This window comes from Halomicrobium sp. HM KBTZ05 (assembly GCF_041530035.1).
In the GTDB taxonomy this organism is placed as follows: domain Archaea; phylum Halobacteriota; class Halobacteria; order Halobacteriales; family Haloarculaceae; genus Halomicrobium.
In genome coordinates, this window is record NZ_CP168057.1 from 1,346,658 (window position 1) to 1,362,282 (window position 15,625).

Below are 15,625 nucleotides of genomic sequence, written 5' to 3' on the forward strand. Positions count from 1 at the left end.
CGCGGTTACGCTTCGACGCCGAGTTCGTCCAGTAGCGTCACCGCTGCGGCGTGTGAGGAGGGTGGCCCTCGTGCGGTGACGAGGTCGCCGTCGACGGTCACCGACGTGTCGGCGTCGAGTTCGGCGTCCCAGACGCCGCCCGCGGCCTCGACCTCGTCTTCGACCCAGTAGGGCAGCTTGCGTCCGTCGGGGAGCAGGTCCTGCTCGTCGACGATCCCCTCCTCCCAGGCGTTGGGGAAGCCGGTGACGTTCCGGTCGGCGACGAGCATGTCGCCGTCGGAGTCGCGGGTGAACGCGAGGATGCCGACGGCGTGGCAGACGACCAGCGCCGTCCCTGTCTCGCCCTCGACCGCGGTCCGGAGCGCGTCACGGGCGTGTACGTCCTGGGTCACGTCCCACTCGGCACCGTGGCCGCCGGGGAAGACGACGGCGTCGTAGGCCTCGGCATCGGCGTCGGCCAGCGCGATTGGGTCGTTGAGGCGGTCGTCGCTCTCTGCCACGCTCGTGACGCGTTCGGCGGTCTCCTCGCCGACCTCCTCGGGGTCGATCGATCGCTCGTCGACGACCGGCGGGTTCCCGGTCGGCGTCGCGACCGTCACCTCGACGCCCGCCTCGGTGAGCGTCGTGAGCGGCTCGATACATTCCTCGCCCCAGTAGCCTTCTTCGCTGACGATGAACAGTGCAGTAGTCATGCACCCTCTGTAGGGGTGTGTGGTGTAACCTCCTTTCGGGCGCGGCAGCAAAGTGAGCGACCGAAACGAGGTTCAATGGTCCAGTGCGACCGGAGTCGTTCACTGAGTGGTTCTGTCGGTCGTCGAGATCAGGAAGTGAGTAGACGAGATCGCTGCCGACGGGTTTTTGGACACCGCGCAGCGTTCGCTAAGACGATGCCCTCCACACGCCGTAGCGTGCTCCGCGCAGCTACTGGGCTGTCCAGTCTCACCGTCGCTGGGTGTCAATCCTTTTCCGGCGACTCCGAACCGACCGAGAAGCCACAGATCGATCCCGTGACCGACTACACCGTCGTGACGCTCCGCCGCGCCGACGGCGCTCCCTATCGATACACAGGCAACCGACGATCAGGGGAGTCGCTCGTCGTCGGGTCGAGTGACGATATCGACGCCCTCTCGTTCCCGACCGACGGATCGAAGGCCGACGAGTTCGGTTCGTTCGTCCGGGAGACCGACTTCGAGGAGCGATCCGTCCTGCTCTACCGCCGGCGGGTTTCAGAATGTGATCGCCAGCACGTCGAGAGCGTTTGGCGTCGACCCGGATCGCTGAGTGTGACACTGTGCCGCGAACGCCGGGCGGCAGACGTCGACTGCTCCACGGACACCGAGGTCGAGGTGGGGATCGCGATACGGGTCCCGTTCACGAGCGATCAGTTCGATCAGCCGACAGCGAGCACGAGCAGCGAGTGTACTGACCGGTTCGGCCCCCGGGACACGACGACGGAGGGCGCGTGATGCGACGAACAGTGACCCGCCGCAGGGCGCTGGGAACGACCGGCACGATCCTCGCCGCACTCGCCGGCTGCTCGACTCTCTCGACCGGGACGAGATACGACGAGGAACGGCTTCGTGATATCGCCGAGGAGGCCATTCCGGACCCGTCGATACAGTTCCCTTTTACCACCCCGTCGTCGATGATCGCGTTCCACCGCGACCGCGCGAGGGCGTTCCTCGAACAGGTCCCCGAATCCGTGTCGCTCCCGAACGCGGCCACTGCCAGATCGATCGAGAACGAGCGGTCGGCACTGGCCGACCGGGTCGACAGCGAGAGCCGCGAAGCCGACGACAGCGACGGGGAAAGCGACGAGGATTCGCGGCGAACCCCGCGCGAGAGATTGTTCGACTGGCGACGGAACCGCGTCGAGGCCGCTCGCCTCCTCGGTCGCTACCGGGCGGCGACCGGCGATATCGAACGCTCGGCGCTCCGGGAGCGACGCGACGCGATCCGCTCGGATCGGGCCGACTTCGTCGCCGCTCACGAGTACCGGAGCACCGATCCGACGAGCGCGGTGCACCAACACCTCGTCCTCGAGTCGATGCTCCGAACGGTCACACGGGAACTGGAACCGTACCCACCGTTCCCCGAGGCACCGACCGCCGATCCGGACGAAGTCGGCTATCTCGTCGGTAAGATGGTCCGTGCCGAGGCCACGCTCTCCGACGCCCGGCGGTATCGCGACCAGTTACCCGACGACGGCGACAGCTACCGACCAGCGATGATGGCGACGGCGACGTGGCTTCGCCGCCGTGCCAGGCGGACCGAAACCGCACTGGAACGATATCTGGAACAGGGCGTCTCGGCACTCGACGGCGACGTGTCGGGGACGCCGAGAGAATCGTGGTTCCGCGTCGCCCGCGAGATCGCACGCGACCACTCCAACAGCGAACTCCTCGACGCGATCGGCGAGTCGTCCTACGCCGGTGCCGTCCTCGAAGCGGGTCGCCGTCGAACGGCGCTCTCGACGCTCGAAACCGTCGTCGACGAGATCGAGGGCGGAACGTACGGTGGTCGGCTCTCGATGGCGCAACTGGCGTCACTGCGTGAGCGCGCGGTCTCGAACGTCCAGTCGACACTCCAGAAGCAGGATCGGTTCGGTCGCAGATTGGTCGAACCGGCAGTCGATCGGATTCGGGATGGATCACAGCGGTTGGGCAGCGGTGCATCGCCAGAATCGGTCAACCGTGCCGCCGGCCGGTTCGCTTACGCCGAATATCAGGCTCCGCAGGCGTCGGCGGTCGCAGACGAGGTCCGAAATCTCCTGACCAGCGCTGGGGAATAGGGCGAGCCGATTGGTGTCTCAGTGATCCAGTGCGACCGGCACGCCACGGCCCGCAACGTCGACCGCGAAGGCCTCGTCGTCGCCCTCTAGGGACTCGAAGGTGTTGTAGTGGATCGGCACCACGCAGTCCGGTCGCATCTCCGCCGCGAGGTCGGCGGCGGTGTGGCGATCCATCGTGTAGTTCTTCGCGATCGACGGGACGAACACGTCCACGTCGAGTTCCTCGTGGCCGGGCAACACGTCGGAGTCGCCGGGCCAGAAGACCCGCTCGCCGCCGATCTCGACCAGGAAGCCACAGCCGATTCCCTTCGGGTGGATCGGCGTGCCGTCGTCTTCGACGTTCGGGCCGTCTTCCTCGTTGTAGGCCGGGACGGTCCAGATCGGGCAGTCGGCGGCGACGAGTTCGTCTTCCATGCTCACCTCGACGACCTCGAAGTCGAGATCGGCCGGCCGGTCGAGGTCGCGGTCGGTCGCGTGGACGTCGATCCCCTCGAAGAGGACGACGGTGGCGTCCTCGCTCGCCACCCGGCGGATGCCGTCCGGATCGTAGTGGTGGATGTGAGTGACCAGCACGACGTCGCCGTCCCGCGCGTCGTAGTCCTGCGTCGGCGGGTGGTTGATCCCCTCGACGTGGGGTTCCCACTCGCCCGTGAGGACGCCGTAGCGTCCGGGATCGAAGTAGATCGTCGTGTCGTCGCTCTCGACCCGCAGGGTCGCGTAGCCGAGCCAGTCCAGCGTGAGCTCCTCGAAGTGGACAGTCATAGATCACGGTTCGGCCGAGCGGCGTATAAATGGCCCGTGACGCGGATGGTCGTTCCTCACAGCCGGCATATCACCCTTGCTGGGCGGCCAGCCGTTCGACCCGTTCGAGCGTGTCGCCGTCCGCGACGGCTTTGTCCGAGCGGACCTCGACGAACCGCGGGAATCGGAGCGCGTACCCCGACTCGTAGGTCGAGGAGGTCTGGATCTCCTCGTAGCCGACCTCGAAGACGACGGCCGGTTCGATCTCGACGTGCTGGCCGGTCTCCCGGGTGACGTGTGGCTCCAGCAGTTCGGTCAGCGTCGCCAGCTGTTCGTCGGTGATGCCGGTCGCGACGTTGCCGACGGGCGCGTAGCCGTCGTCGGTCCGGGCCGACAGCTCGAAGGTCCCCAGATAGGTCGCTCGCCGTCCCTCGCCCCACTCTGCGCCGGTGACGACGAGGTCGAGCGTCTCCACGTCGGGCTTGCGTTTGCGCCAGTGTTTGCCCCGCTTGCCCGGCGAGTACGTCGAGTCTGGATCTTTCAGCATGATCCCCTCGTGGCCGGCGGCCAGCGCCTCGTCGGCGATGTCCTCGATCCGTCCGGTGTCGTCCGCGAGCCAGCACGTCGACCGGATTGCGTCGGCGTCGCCCAGCACCGCGTCGAGCTCGTCTCGTCGGTCGACGAGGGGGGCGTCCAGCAGGTCACGACCGTCGGCGTGGAGGCAGTCGAACGCGTGCAGGCGAACGCCGACGTTCTCGCTGGCACGGGCCACGTCGTGTTTGCGCCGGAAGCGTCGCAGCACCTCCTGGAAGGGGAGCGGATCGCCGTCGCCGTCGACCGCGACGACCTCGCCGTCGAGGATCACCGGACCGTCGACGGCGTCCTCGACGGCCGACACGACCTCCGGCAGCGGATCGGTCACCTCCTCCATGTTCCGAGAGAACAGCCGGACCGTCTCGCCGTCGTAGTGGACCTGGACCCGAGCGCCGTCGTACTTCCACTCGACCGCTGCGGTCTCCCAGTCTTCGAGGGCCTCGGTCACGGTGCCGGCCTGTGCGAGCATCGCCTTGACCGGTCGGCCGATCGTCAGTTCGAGGTCGGCCAGCCCGTCGGCCCCCTCGTCTCGGGCGACCCGGGCGACGTTCCCGTAGTCGTTGGTGACCTGTAGCGCGCGCTCGACGGCGTCGACCGGCGCGTCGAAGGCCGCCGCGATGGCGTCGCGTACCGTCCCCTCGCCGACGCCGATCCGCATCTCCGAGAGGACGATCCGGGCGAGGTAGCGCGCCTCCTCGTCGCTGGCGCGGTTGAACAGGCCAAAGAGCGTCTCGACTTTCGTGTCGCGGCTGCCCGAACCGCTGGCCGACGCGATGGCTGCGAGTTCGTCCGCCACCTCGGCGACGGTGAGCGGAGACTGCGAGCCAGCGCCGAAGGCAGCAAGTCCCTGCTGGCCGCCCAGGTCGAGGTCGGCGGCGACGGCACCGATCTCGCCCACGTCCGCGACGCGGGCCTCGATGTCGTCGACGGCGACGTTTCGGCCCGCAGCCCGCGCCAGCGCCTCGTAACACAGCTTCGGGCCGATGTCGAGCTTTGTCGCCTCGTAGGCCGGGAACACCCGTCCCTGCACGAGCCGTGTGAGGATCGGGAGGTCGTCACCGGCGTCTGCGAGCAGCCCGGTCACCAGCTCGGTCGTCGCGATGTCGGCGCTCTCGCCCTCGATCTCGGCCGCCGTCGCGGCGAACTCGGCGAACTCCATTACCGGAGGCTACCGATCCGGCGTCGCAAACACCCTTCGATGCGCGTCGGCTACTCTACCGTGACCGGTACGGCGACGAACTCGCCTTGCCCCGGCGCGGGGTAGGGCCGGTCTCGCTCGAAGCCGCCGTAGTTCAGCACCCGGTCGCCGTCGGTGTCGAGATGCGCCACGACGACCAGCGAGTCCCGCCGCTCGACCGGGCTGTCGAGTTCGATCGTCACGTCCCCGTGGGTGCCGGCGACGAGATACGCCGACTGGCCGACGATCTCGCCGCCGGCTTCGTCCTCGTAGACGACGATGTAGCCGCCGTCGGACAGCGAGGCGGAATCGACCGTGATGCGCTCCTGTCCGGCGGCGGGACTGTCGACGGTCAGCGAGGCCACCGGCGAGGACAGCAAGAGGAACACCACGTAGGCCACGCCCAGCATGATCGCGGCGTGTTTGGCCCCGTCTCTGAGCGACCCCTCGCCGAGTTGCCCGCCGACGAAGCCGGTAAACAGCGCCTGGATCAGCGCCGTATGGAAGAACACGAGCGTGTACGCCGCCTTGTCGACCTGGCCCAGCCGGGCGAACTGATCGACGTTGACGCCCAGCCGCCCCGTGTTCTCGGGGGTCGGGACGCTGGAGGGCAACGCCGGCACGAGCACCTCCTGGACCGACGCGATGATGACCAGGAAGACGAGAAAGGAGATGTAGATGACGACGAGGTAGGTGAGCATCTCCTGGCGGCGCTGGCGGCGCAGCCGGTAGTCAGAGCGGGCCTGATCGGCGGCGATCCGCAGGATCGGCCCCATCTTGCCGCTCGATCGCATGGCGTTGATCAACAGCGTGACCACTCGCGACATCGAGGTCGTCCTGATCCGGCGGCCGAACCTCGTCAGGGCGTCCTCGACGTTGGCACCCATCGTCACGTCCGCCCAGATCCGGTCGACCTCCTCGCTGAGTGCGCCCACGTCCGTCCCGCGGACGCGCTCCAGGCTCTCGACGACCGTCATGCCGGCCTCGTTGAGACTGGCCAGCCGTTCGAGCAGCTCCGGCGTGGCAGCCTCGATCCGGCGGATCCGTCGGGTGTACAGCTCCCGCGCGACCGCGAACGTCGCTAGCACGAACAGGAGCGACTGGATCAGGACGTCGTCGAGGACCCGGAGGTTGACCGTCCCCGTCTCGAAGGCCGCCGGTGCCCGGAGCACGATCGCGATGACGGCGACCGGCACCGTGACGTAGAGCACCCGAGAGGGGTTCCAGAGGAACGTCTCGACCGGCGAGGTGACGAGACGCTTGACCGTCGCGATCCGGTCGTAGACGGCCAGCTGGCGTCGCTCGATGGAGTCGGCGTAGCCGCCGTCGGTCGCCGTCGACCCGCCCGAGTCGGTCGGTTTGGCGAACGTCGTCGTCGCTCGCCGATCGAGGAGCGAGGTCGTCTTGTTGTTCCCGATGCCCAGGATCGCCAGCCGCTGGCCGAGGTACAGCATGAACCCGGCGTTGGCGAGGGGGATCATCAGGTAGCCGACCATCTGGATGAACACGAGCGTGTCGGTCAGGGTCAGGCCGAACACGAGCAAGATCGTGATGAAAAAGAGCACGGCGGCGACCAGCACCGTCACGTACGCCTCCGCGACCGTCGCGAGGTGTTCGAGGATCTCTTCCTGACGGCGCTCGCTCTCGTCTTTCGTCCGCTCGTACTGCTCTCTGAGGAACGTCGAGAGGCTGCGCCCGCTCTGGAGGACGCTCGCGAGGTTCTCGGCGAACGTCTGGAAGTCCTCGCTGGGCGTTCGACCGGCCATCCCCCTGACGGCGGTGATCATGTCCTGGCCGAACAGGTCCATCTGCCTGACCGCGACCGAGACCTCCTCCGCGCTGGCCCCGTAGATCTCGCGGTTGTCCGAGAGCGTCCGCAACGCCTTCGGGAAGGAGACGCCGCCACGCGAGAGGGCATAGAGGAACGCGAGGGTCCGTCCCTGTCCCTCGTCGATCGCTCGCTGGCGGACCGCGGCCCTGCTTCGGGGCAGCTCCCAGCGCAGCCAGTACGTCAGCCCCGCGGCCGTCACGCCGGTGAGGACACCCCCGCTCAGCAGGATCAGCAGGATCTCACGCTGCGTCAACACGAGTTCGAATCCACGGATCCCCAGCGCGTTGACCATCGTCCGGGGCAATCCCATCATGAGGTCGACGATCCCCGGAATCGCCAGCAGGAGTCCGCCGAACAGGTAGACCCCGGTGATCGCACCGCCCAGCGCCGAAAGCGCCGTGTACAGCAGCGTTCGGGCGGCGTAGGTCCGGTACGTGGACACCACGAACGCCGACTTCAGGAGTCGCTCTCGCTCCTCCGACGCCGGGACGTACCGCCCGAACAGCCGTCGGCTGAACCGCGTCAGCGACGTGTCGAACGTCTCGTCGAGCATCGCGAGCGCGACCACACACAGGATCGCGATGACCACGAAGACGGGGAGCGTCCCCAGTGGATTGAGTTGCATGTCAGGGTGTCGCGTCGAGGTCGACCTGGTCGATCCGCTCCATCACCGTCTCGCTGTCCGCGTAGTACTTGTTGACCATCGCGGTAAAGCGCCGGTAGTCCGTGATCGACTCCGCCTGGAGGTATCGCAGGAACCGCTTTCGATCGTCCATCTCTCGGAGCAACTCCGACTGGCTCCAGCCCCGTTCGCGCCTGATCTCGTCCAGCAGATCGCTGTTGGAGTCCTCGAAGTAGTCCTCGTCGGCCTGCCAGGCGTAGGCGTTTGAGTAGTCGAGTTCGCCGGTCCGCTGGTCGATTCCCTCGATCTCGGCGAGGGTCTTGGCCCGCCGGACGCGTTCCCCGCCCGAGCGGCCAAGCACCTGCACACAGAGGATGTCGAGGCTCTGGACCATGGGTCGTGGCACGTTGATCGGCTCGTTTTCCAGCCGGTTGATCACCGTCTGGACCGAGTCGGCGTGCATCGTGGAGAACGTCGTGTGCCCCGTGTTCATCGCCTGAAAGAGGGTGATCGCCTCTTCGCCGCGGACCTCGCCGACGATGATGTACTCCGGGCGGTGGCGCAGCGCCGACCGCAGCAGGTCGTACATCGTGATGTCCGACTCGTCGAGTCGCTCCCTGGTCACCGACGAGAGCCAGTTGTCGTGGTACAGCGACAGCTCGCGGGTGTCCTCGATGGTCAACACCTTCGACCGGGGCGGAATGAACATCGAGACGGCGTTCATCGAGGTCGTCTTGCCCGCCGCCGTCCCCCCGGCGAAGATCAGGGACTTGTTGGACTCGATGGCCAGCCAGAGGTAGGCCAGCATCTCGACGGAAAAGGTCCCGTAGTTCAGCAGGTCGATCGGCGTGAAGGGCTCGTCGGCGTACTTCCGGATGGTGAACGCGGAGCCGCGGGGTGTGACCTCCTCGCCGAGAGCAAGTTCGATCCGCGAGCCGTCGGGCAGCGTCGTCGAGACGACGGGATCGGAGACGGAGACGTGTCGGCCCGACCGCTGTGCGAGCTGGATCACGAAGTCGTTCAGCTCGCCCTCCTCGTAGACGACGCTGGTCTCGATGTCGGTGTACGCGTCGTGGTACGCGAAGATCGGCAGACCGGCCCCGTCACAGGAGATGTCCTCGATGTCGGGGTCGTGCATCAGCGGGTCGATCCGGCCGTAGCCCAGGAAGGACCGATAGAGGTAGTACAGCAGCCGGTAGAACGTCTCGGGCTCGACGACGACGCCGTACTCCTCGATCCGGTCCCGCAGCGCCGCGGCCAGCGCCGCCTCGGGGTCGTCGCTCACGTCCTCGCGGTAGATGAGCGGACCGCGGATGTCCTCGAAGAGCCGATCGAGCAGATCGCGCTCGAACTCGTCGAGCGAGGGTTCGACGACCTGGTAGAACTGTTCGTCGGCCTCGGGATCGTGGTTGATCGAGGCGAAGGCGAAGGGCGCGTTGAGCCAGTAGCGGTCGATCTCGTCGTACTGCTCGGGCACCGTGTACTCGACCAGTTTGCCGTGGCGCTGTGGATCGTAGTTCGTCGACGGGACGGCCGCGCCGCTGAGCATGCGAGCCGTCCGCGAGAGCCAGTCGCGCACGCCCGACAGCGGCGTCGAACTCGATCCGTCGTGCTCTATCTCGTCGCCTGCCATCGCTCGATACCGTGTGGAATTGTATCACGATACTTCGCCGACGTACTTAAATGAGCCCCTCCAAGTATTGCGAATTGAAATTCCGTGGGCCGGTGGCGTCACTCCTCGCCGACGCCCTCGTCGTCGGTCCGGTCGACCGTCAGCAGGAGGGTGCCGAACACGAGCGTCAGCACGGTGCCGACCGGGATTGTGATCGGCTGGCGGTCCCAGAACAGGAGCGTCGCGGCGGCCAGCCCCACGCCCAACAGTGCCAGCAGCGCGCCCTGAAGCCGGACCGGGTCAACCGGCATCGCGGCCTCGTGGGCGTCCTCGTCGACGTAGTAGGCGACACTCAACGCCAGCGGAACGAGCGAGAGGACTGCGGCCCCGACCCACACCCAGCTCGCCGTCGTCAGAGTCTGGTTGAACGCCGGTGCCTCGACCACCCAGAGGAACGGCCGCTCTTGCTCGCCGAAGGAGATGCCGAAGATGTACTGCAGCCGAAAGTAGAGGAACCGGATGACGACGACGGTCACCTGTCGACCGCCGACCTCGATCGGCAGGACCGCCCCCGACCACGGCAACAGCGCCACGAGCCACGTCGACAGGACCGCGAGCTCCGGCGCGTACTCGGACTTGACCCAGGCCATGCCCGTCACCGCGTCCCACTGTGGATTATAGCTGTCGGCTCCGTCCGAGCCCATGTGTCGTGGTACCAATCGCCGTTACGTTCTTTGCCAAGCGTTCCCTACTGTCGGGTACGAGATGCGGCGTGACTACTTCGACATCGACGTGAGCGGGACCGAGGAGTCGTCGACCGACGATCCGGTGATCGCGATCGCGTTTGACGGTCCCGACGAACTCCTGTCGGATCGACTCACCAGCGACGGTGGCACACTCGACGCGGGCGAACTGGACGTGACCTATCGCACCCGAGCCGACGGCAGCGAGGCGGCTGGCGTCCTCTCGATCGCGAACCGCCACAACGGCGAGTACGTCCTCGAAGCGAACGTCGCCCCGAGCGTCGTCGAGTCGGTCGTCGCCGCCGCCAGCGACGGCGAGGACACCAGATACCGCCTCCGGCTCACGGACGGCGACGGGAAATCGACAGTCTACACGAAGGAGATCCTGCTCGTCTACGACGAGAGCGGCAGTCTCAGCCGCGGACAGAGCCTCATCCCCGGCGGCGTCGAACTCTAGACGCGCCGTTCGATCGCCGGCAGTATCGTCGTCACGTCCGCTCTGACGACGATCGCGGCCGCGTCGTCTTTCTCCGTCGGATCGAGGTTCACGATACCGACCGTCGCGCCCGACCGCGCCGCCCTACCGGGGAGCCCTGCGGCGGGATCGACGGTCAGCGACGAGCCGGCGACCAGCAGCCAGTCCGCCCGGTGGGCCAGCCGGTTCGCCCGCTCGATCGCTTCGCCCGGTAGCGATTCGCCGAACAGCACCACGTCGGGCCGCAAGACGCCGCCACACTCACACCGTGGCGGCCGCTCTCCTCCGGCCGCCCGCTCGAAGACCGGATCGGCGGCCGTCCGCCGCCCACAGTCGTCACAGACGACCCGCTCGTTGGTCCCGTGGAGTTCGATCAGATCCTCGGTACCGGCCTCTCTGTGGAGGCCGTCGACGTTCTGGGTGACGACGGCGTCGACGTGTCCCTCGGCTTCCAGCGTCGCGATGGCCTCGTGCGCGGCGTTGGGCGCGACCGATCCGCCACCGGTGAGTCGCTCCCTGAGTTCGAGGCGGTCGGCCCAGAATCCCGCCGGGTCGGCGTCCAGCCGTCGGCGGTGAAACGCCTTCGGATCGAACTCCGACCAGAGGCCGTCCTCGCCGCGGAAGGCGGGAATGCCGGAGGCGGTACTCACGCCAGCGCCGGTGAGGACGACGGCGGTGTCGCTCTCGCGCAGGGACGCCACGAGGTCGGCGACCTTCGATTCGATGGCCTGATCCATACCGGCGTTTCGTGGCCGGTGGGGCTAAATTCGGCGATTCCGCCGGCACATCGCACGGTCGAGTTAACTGTCTCCAGTCCTCAGGAGGAGCCATGTGCTTCGCAGCGCTCCTGAACGGCGACGCGACGGATCGATCGGTCGTGGAGATAGTTCGGGACGAACTCCCCCGCTCGCTGGGGAACGGGGCCGTCGCGGCGTTGCTGGTGATTGCCGTGTCCGTTCTCGAAGGTGCGTCGCTGACGGTGACTGCGGGGCTGGCCCTCGGCGCTGTCGCGCTCGGTGCCGTCCTGCATCAGTCTGTGTTGCTCGGCGGCGTGGCACTGCTCCGGGGCCGTGAGCGACTGGACGGGCCGTCGTCGGTCGACGGTTGATCGGACCGCTCGCGCGTGCCGGCAACAGCCTCCGTCAGGGGAAAAAGATGGGATTTAAGCGGGCGCGAGACGCCCCTACGTATGACATGAAATTGCACGAGTACCAGGCGAAGCAGGTCTTCGCCGACGCGGGGGTTCCGACGCCCGCATCGACGCTGGCGACGACCGTCGACGACGCGGTCGACGCCGCCGAAGAGATCGGCTATCCGGTCGCGATCAAGGCACAGGTGCAGGTGGGTGGCCGCGGCAAGGCCGGCGGGATCAAGCTCGCCGAGAACGCCGAGCAGGCCCGTCAGTACGCCGACGAGATTCTCGGTATGGACCTCAAGGGCCTCCACGTCGACCGCGTCCTCGTCGAGGAAGCCGTCGACTTCGTCAACGAACTGTACGTCGGCGTGACGATGGACCGCGGCGAGGGCGAACCCGTCGCGATGGTCTCGACACGCGGCGGCGTCAACATCGAGGAGGTCGCCGAGGAAGAGCCCGAGGCGATCGCGCGCGAGCACATCGACCCGGCCTTCGGCATGCACCACTACCAGGCCCGGAAGGTCGTCTACGACGCCGGTGTCGACCGCGAGGTCGCCAACGACGTTGCCGGCGTCCTCAAGACGCTGTACGACCTCTGGGAGGACAAGGACGGCTCCGACGCCGAGATCAACCCGCTGATGGTCACGGCCGACGACGAGGTCATCGCGGCCGACGCCGTGATGAACGTCGACGACGACGCCCTGTTCCGTCACCCCGACCTGGAGGAGATGGAAGACGAGGCCGACGCCGGCGACGAACTCGAACAGAAGGCCGACGAGTACGGCTTCGACTACGTCCGCCTGTCGGGCAACGTCGGCATCATCGGCAACGGTGCCGGCCTCGTGATGACGACGCTCGACCTCGTCGACCACTTCGGCGGCGAGCCGGCCAACTTCCTCGACGTGGGCGGCGGTGCGAAGGCCCAGCGGATCGCCAACGCGCTCGACATGGTGTTCTCCGACGACAACGTCGACTCCGTCGTGTTCAACATCTTCGGGGGCATCACCCGCGGTGACGAGGTCGCCAAGGGGATCAACCAGGCGCTCGAACAGTTCGACGAGATTCCAAAGCCCGTCGTCGTCCGACTCGCGGGTACCAACGCGACTGAAGGCATGGAGATTCTCAACGAAGACCTCGTGACCGTACGACAGACGCTGGAGGACGCCGTCGAACAGGCAGTCATCTACGCCGAGGAGGTGGAAGCATGAGTGTATTAGTCGACGAAGATACTCGTGTCGTCGTCCAGGGGATCACTGGCGGCGAAGGGAAGTTCCACACCGAGCAGATGATCGAGTACGGCACCAACGTCGTCGCCGGTGCCGTTCCCGGCCGTGGCGGCCAAGAGGTCGCTGGCGTGCCGGTCTACGACACCGTCGACCGCGCCGCACGCGAAGAGAACGCCAACACCGCCGTCGTGTTCGTCCCGCCGGCCTTCGCCGGTGACGCCCTGTTCGAGGCACTCGACGCACCGGTCGACCTCGTCGTCGCCATCACCGAGGGCATTCCGACCCAGGACATGTCCCGCGTCAAGCGCAAACAGGACGAGACCGACACCCACCTCGTCGGTCCGAACTGTCCGGGCGTCATCACGCCGGGCGTCGCGAAACTCGGCATCCTGCCGGGCAACATTTTCTCCTCGGGCGACGTGGGTCTGGTCTCTCGGTCCGGGACGCTGACCTACCAGGTCGTCGACAACCTCACCAACCGCGACATCGGCCAGTCGACCGCCATCGGTATCGGCGGCGACCCGATCATCGGGACGAGCTTCATCGACGCGCTGGAACTGTTCGAAGCCGACCCCGACACGAAGGCCGTCGTCATGTGCGGCGAGATCGGCGGCGAGGACGAAGAGCAGGCCGCCCGCTACATCGGCGAGCACATGGACACGCCCGTCGCCGGCTTCATCGCCGGCCGCACCGCCCCGCCGGGCAAGCGCATGGGCCACGCCGGTGCCATCGTCTCCGGCAGCGGGACCGGCACCGCCGAGTCCAAGATCGACGCCCTGGAGAGCAACGGCGTACCGGTCGGTGACACGCCCGAGGAAGTCGTCGACCACGTCGAAGACATCCTGTAGCGACGACGAATCGCCGTTCGCTGGATTTTTCTTTGCTGACCAACTCCGAGAGCGACGCGCTGGGGAGAACGGCGTCCTCGCGAGCGAAGGCTCGATAGACGAGCGGTGAGGATGTCACAGAACCAGTCACATCTCTCATACTGCCAGCTGTAACTGTTTCAAGAGATTCGCGAGCACGGGGTCGAAAAATTCTTTACAGACTTACAGCCGGCAGTACCAATAGCTTCCCGAAAAGCGGTGTCTGTGAGCTAGGGAAAATTGCCGGTATGCAGAAGTAGCAACAGCAGTCCTCTCGATCGGTGTCAGAAAACCAGCCAACCATTCTATGACACCTTCGGTAGTGTTATAGTAACAATTGAAACTATTTACACACTGATCGCACTGCTGTCGTGCGATCAGGTGTACATTGCCTTTCAATGGCTACTATAGCCGGAGGCGGGACTGTGCCGCTCTTTTATCCGGACGACGTCATACTGATGGCCGTCGGCGCGATCGCCCCTTGGATCTTCACCAGTTGAGACCGCCAGCAGTAGCAGACTAATTAAAGAGTCGTCGGTGAAGAATTCCGGTTAGGACCCTGGTCCACACTGGAAACGAGAGACCTGCTTAGGATCGCTGAACCTGTACACTGATTGTTATATACCTCTATGTTTTTGTATTATAAGCGGATAAGTATAAAATGGATTTTAAGTTAAATGCGATGTCCAATAAAAAGACACGACGAGCACTGTTGAAAGGAGTTGGAACCGCCGCAGTCGGCGTCACCGTTGGTGCCTCCGCTACAGGTGCGGCCAGTGCAGGCTCTTGTGACGACCCGTACTCGGACCGCTCCAGTGTGACCGAGACCTATTTGAGCGGCAAAGACGGATCTACCGACTTTGTCGAAAAAGAGTTCGCAGAAGTGGCTGTGGTCGAAGTTGATGGGCCGATCCTACAAGATGAGAACAGTAACAGAGCAAAGTACTACGTGGATGTTCACCAACTGGCAACGACGTACGTGAAATCGGACGGTGAGCCACAGACCGATATCATGGATCAGACTGTCAACATAGAGTATCCGGACGAGGGGAGTACATCGGCAGAGTGGGATTTCCCCGACCCGGACAGCGAACCGACTTGGATCAGTCGTGCGAGTGCAGATTCAGTGGATGACGATTACTCCCTGCACGACTTTGCGCACGACGCGGCTGTCGAGACGTTCAAATTCGGGGTCGACTTATTCGAAGATACTGTCGCGACACCTGTGAAAGTCGGAGTCGACCTTTATGACTACGCGAAGAAGTCAGCAGAACTCGCCAGTAAATACGACGACGCGACCAGTTCCACCCGTGCGTGGGACTATTCGTGGTTTTACTCCGGTGACGAAGCGTCCTCGACATCGTTCACCTCGATGACATTCAAGGTGACAGACATTCCCTGGGGTGCGACTGAGAGCCACACGGTCGAAGTCGAAAGCCGAACTGGTCAGGAGGGAACGATGCACACCCACGAGTTCAACTTCGACCTCCACGGTCCGGAACTCTGTCGGTAACTGGTCGGCTTTTCGACCTCCCGCGCTCGCTTTGCTCACGCGGATGCTACTGCTCAGTGCTTTGGCTGTACTGACCGATCCAGCCAACTGTGGCAACTGCTCTGTGCTAACGAGCGGTGTGTGGTTCGGCGCGAAGCGAGTCTATCTCCGTACCGGTCGGTGACACGCCCGAGGCAGTCGTCGACCACGTTGAAGACATCCTGTAGCGGGCCAGACAGCAGCCCGCGAACCGGCGATCGGAGACACCTTCACGATCTTTTACTTTCGACGGCTCACGCCGACACTCGCTGGATAGCCGT

At 65.6% G+C, this 15,625-nt stretch carries 14 protein-coding genes; 7 read left to right on the forward strand and 7 right to left on the reverse strand.

Going from position 1 to position 15,625, the window contains the following annotated elements; all coding sequences use genetic code 11:
- Positions 1–5 precede the first annotated feature (5 nt).
- Entirely contained in the window at positions 6–692 is a 687-nt protein-coding gene (locus tag ACAH01_RS06950; RefSeq protein WP_208626234.1) for a DJ-1/PfpI family protein, read from the reverse strand.
- A 195-nt stretch (positions 693–887) separates the two neighbouring features.
- Here ACAH01_RS06950 and ACAH01_RS06955 point away from each other — a divergent pair, with 195 nt between their 5' ends.
- Together ACAH01_RS06955 and ACAH01_RS06960 are read left to right on the forward strand one after the other, a co-directional pair.
- Positions 888–1,466, forward strand: a complete 579-nt coding sequence (locus ACAH01_RS06955; RefSeq protein WP_372480676.1) for a hypothetical protein — start codon at positions 888–890, stop codon at positions 1,464–1,466.
- Complete coding sequence (locus ACAH01_RS06960) at positions 1,466–2,791, forward strand: hypothetical protein (RefSeq protein ID WP_372480677.1); 1,326 nt, start codon at positions 1,466–1,468, stop codon at positions 2,789–2,791. The genes ACAH01_RS06955 and ACAH01_RS06960 overlap by 1 nt, the downstream gene beginning before the upstream one ends.
- An 18-nt stretch (positions 2,792–2,809) precedes the next feature.
- On the opposite strand, the gene ACAH01_RS06965 is transcribed toward ACAH01_RS06960, so the two are convergent.
- The 5 genes from ACAH01_RS06965 to ACAH01_RS06985 form a co-directional block, all read right to left on the reverse strand.
- The gene (locus ACAH01_RS06965) at positions 2,810–3,553 is read right to left on the reverse strand and encodes an MBL fold metallo-hydrolase (protein WP_372480678.1); all 744 of its coding nucleotides are present in this window, start codon (positions 3,551–3,553) and stop codon (positions 2,810–2,812) included.
- A 70-nt stretch (positions 3,554–3,623) separates the two neighbouring features.
- Complete coding sequence (ligA, locus tag ACAH01_RS06970) at positions 3,624–5,285, reverse strand: ATP-dependent DNA ligase LigA (RefSeq protein ID WP_372480679.1); 1,662 nt, start codon at positions 5,283–5,285, stop codon at positions 3,624–3,626.
- Between the two features lie 50 nt (positions 5,286–5,335).
- A complete protein-coding gene (locus ACAH01_RS06975; RefSeq protein WP_372480680.1) occupies positions 5,336–7,759 on the reverse strand; it encodes a type II secretion system F family protein in 2,424 nt (807 codons plus the stop codon).
- A 1-nt stretch (position 7,760) separates the two neighbouring features.
- Positions 7,761–9,389 (reverse strand): type II/IV secretion system ATPase subunit, encoded by a 1,629-nt coding sequence (locus ACAH01_RS06980; RefSeq protein WP_170094681.1) that lies wholly within the window; start codon positions 9,387–9,389, stop codon positions 7,761–7,763.
- A 98-nt stretch (positions 9,390–9,487) separates the two neighbouring features.
- Positions 9,488–10,072: a hypothetical protein gene (locus ACAH01_RS06985; protein WP_372480681.1), complete on the reverse strand. Its 585-nt coding sequence runs from the start codon at positions 10,070–10,072 to the stop codon at positions 9,488–9,490.
- A gap of 61 nt (positions 10,073–10,133) precedes the next feature.
- Here ACAH01_RS06985 and ACAH01_RS06990 point away from each other — a divergent pair, with 61 nt between their 5' ends.
- A complete protein-coding gene (locus ACAH01_RS06990; RefSeq protein WP_170094677.1) occupies positions 10,134–10,568 on the forward strand; it encodes a DUF5793 family protein in 435 nt (144 codons plus the stop codon).
- Here ACAH01_RS06990 and ACAH01_RS06995 read toward each other — a convergent pair.
- Positions 10,565–11,323, reverse strand: coding sequence for an NAD-dependent protein deacylase (locus ACAH01_RS06995; protein ID WP_372480682.1), 759 nt, complete (start codon positions 11,321–11,323; stop codon positions 10,565–10,567). The genes ACAH01_RS06990 and ACAH01_RS06995 overlap by 4 nt on opposite strands.
- A 92-nt stretch (positions 11,324–11,415) precedes the next feature.
- Here ACAH01_RS06995 and ACAH01_RS07000 point away from each other — a divergent pair, with 92 nt between their 5' ends.
- The 4 genes from ACAH01_RS07000 (at position 11,416) to ACAH01_RS07015 (ending at position 15,326) form a co-directional block, all read left to right on the forward strand.
- Positions 11,416–11,694 carry a hypothetical protein gene (locus tag ACAH01_RS07000; protein WP_372480683.1) on the forward strand — a complete coding sequence of 93 codons (279 nt, stop codon included), beginning with the start codon at positions 11,416–11,418 and terminating at the stop codon, positions 11,692–11,694.
- 86 nt (positions 11,695–11,780) lie between these two features.
- A complete protein-coding gene (gene sucC, locus ACAH01_RS07005) occupies positions 11,781–12,929 on the forward strand; it encodes an ADP-forming succinate--CoA ligase subunit beta (protein WP_153553772.1) in 1,149 nt (382 codons plus the stop codon).
- Positions 12,926–13,795: a succinate--CoA ligase subunit alpha gene (gene sucD, locus ACAH01_RS07010; protein WP_018258275.1), complete on the forward strand. Its 870-nt coding sequence runs from the start codon at positions 12,926–12,928 to the stop codon at positions 13,793–13,795. The genes sucC and sucD overlap by 4 nt, the downstream gene beginning before the upstream one ends.
- Before the next feature lie 700 nt (positions 13,796–14,495).
- The gene (locus ACAH01_RS07015; protein ID WP_372480684.1) at positions 14,496–15,326 is read left to right on the forward strand and encodes a hypothetical protein; all 831 of its coding nucleotides are present in this window, start codon (positions 14,496–14,498) and stop codon (positions 15,324–15,326) included.
- Positions 15,327–15,625 lie beyond the last annotated feature (299 nt).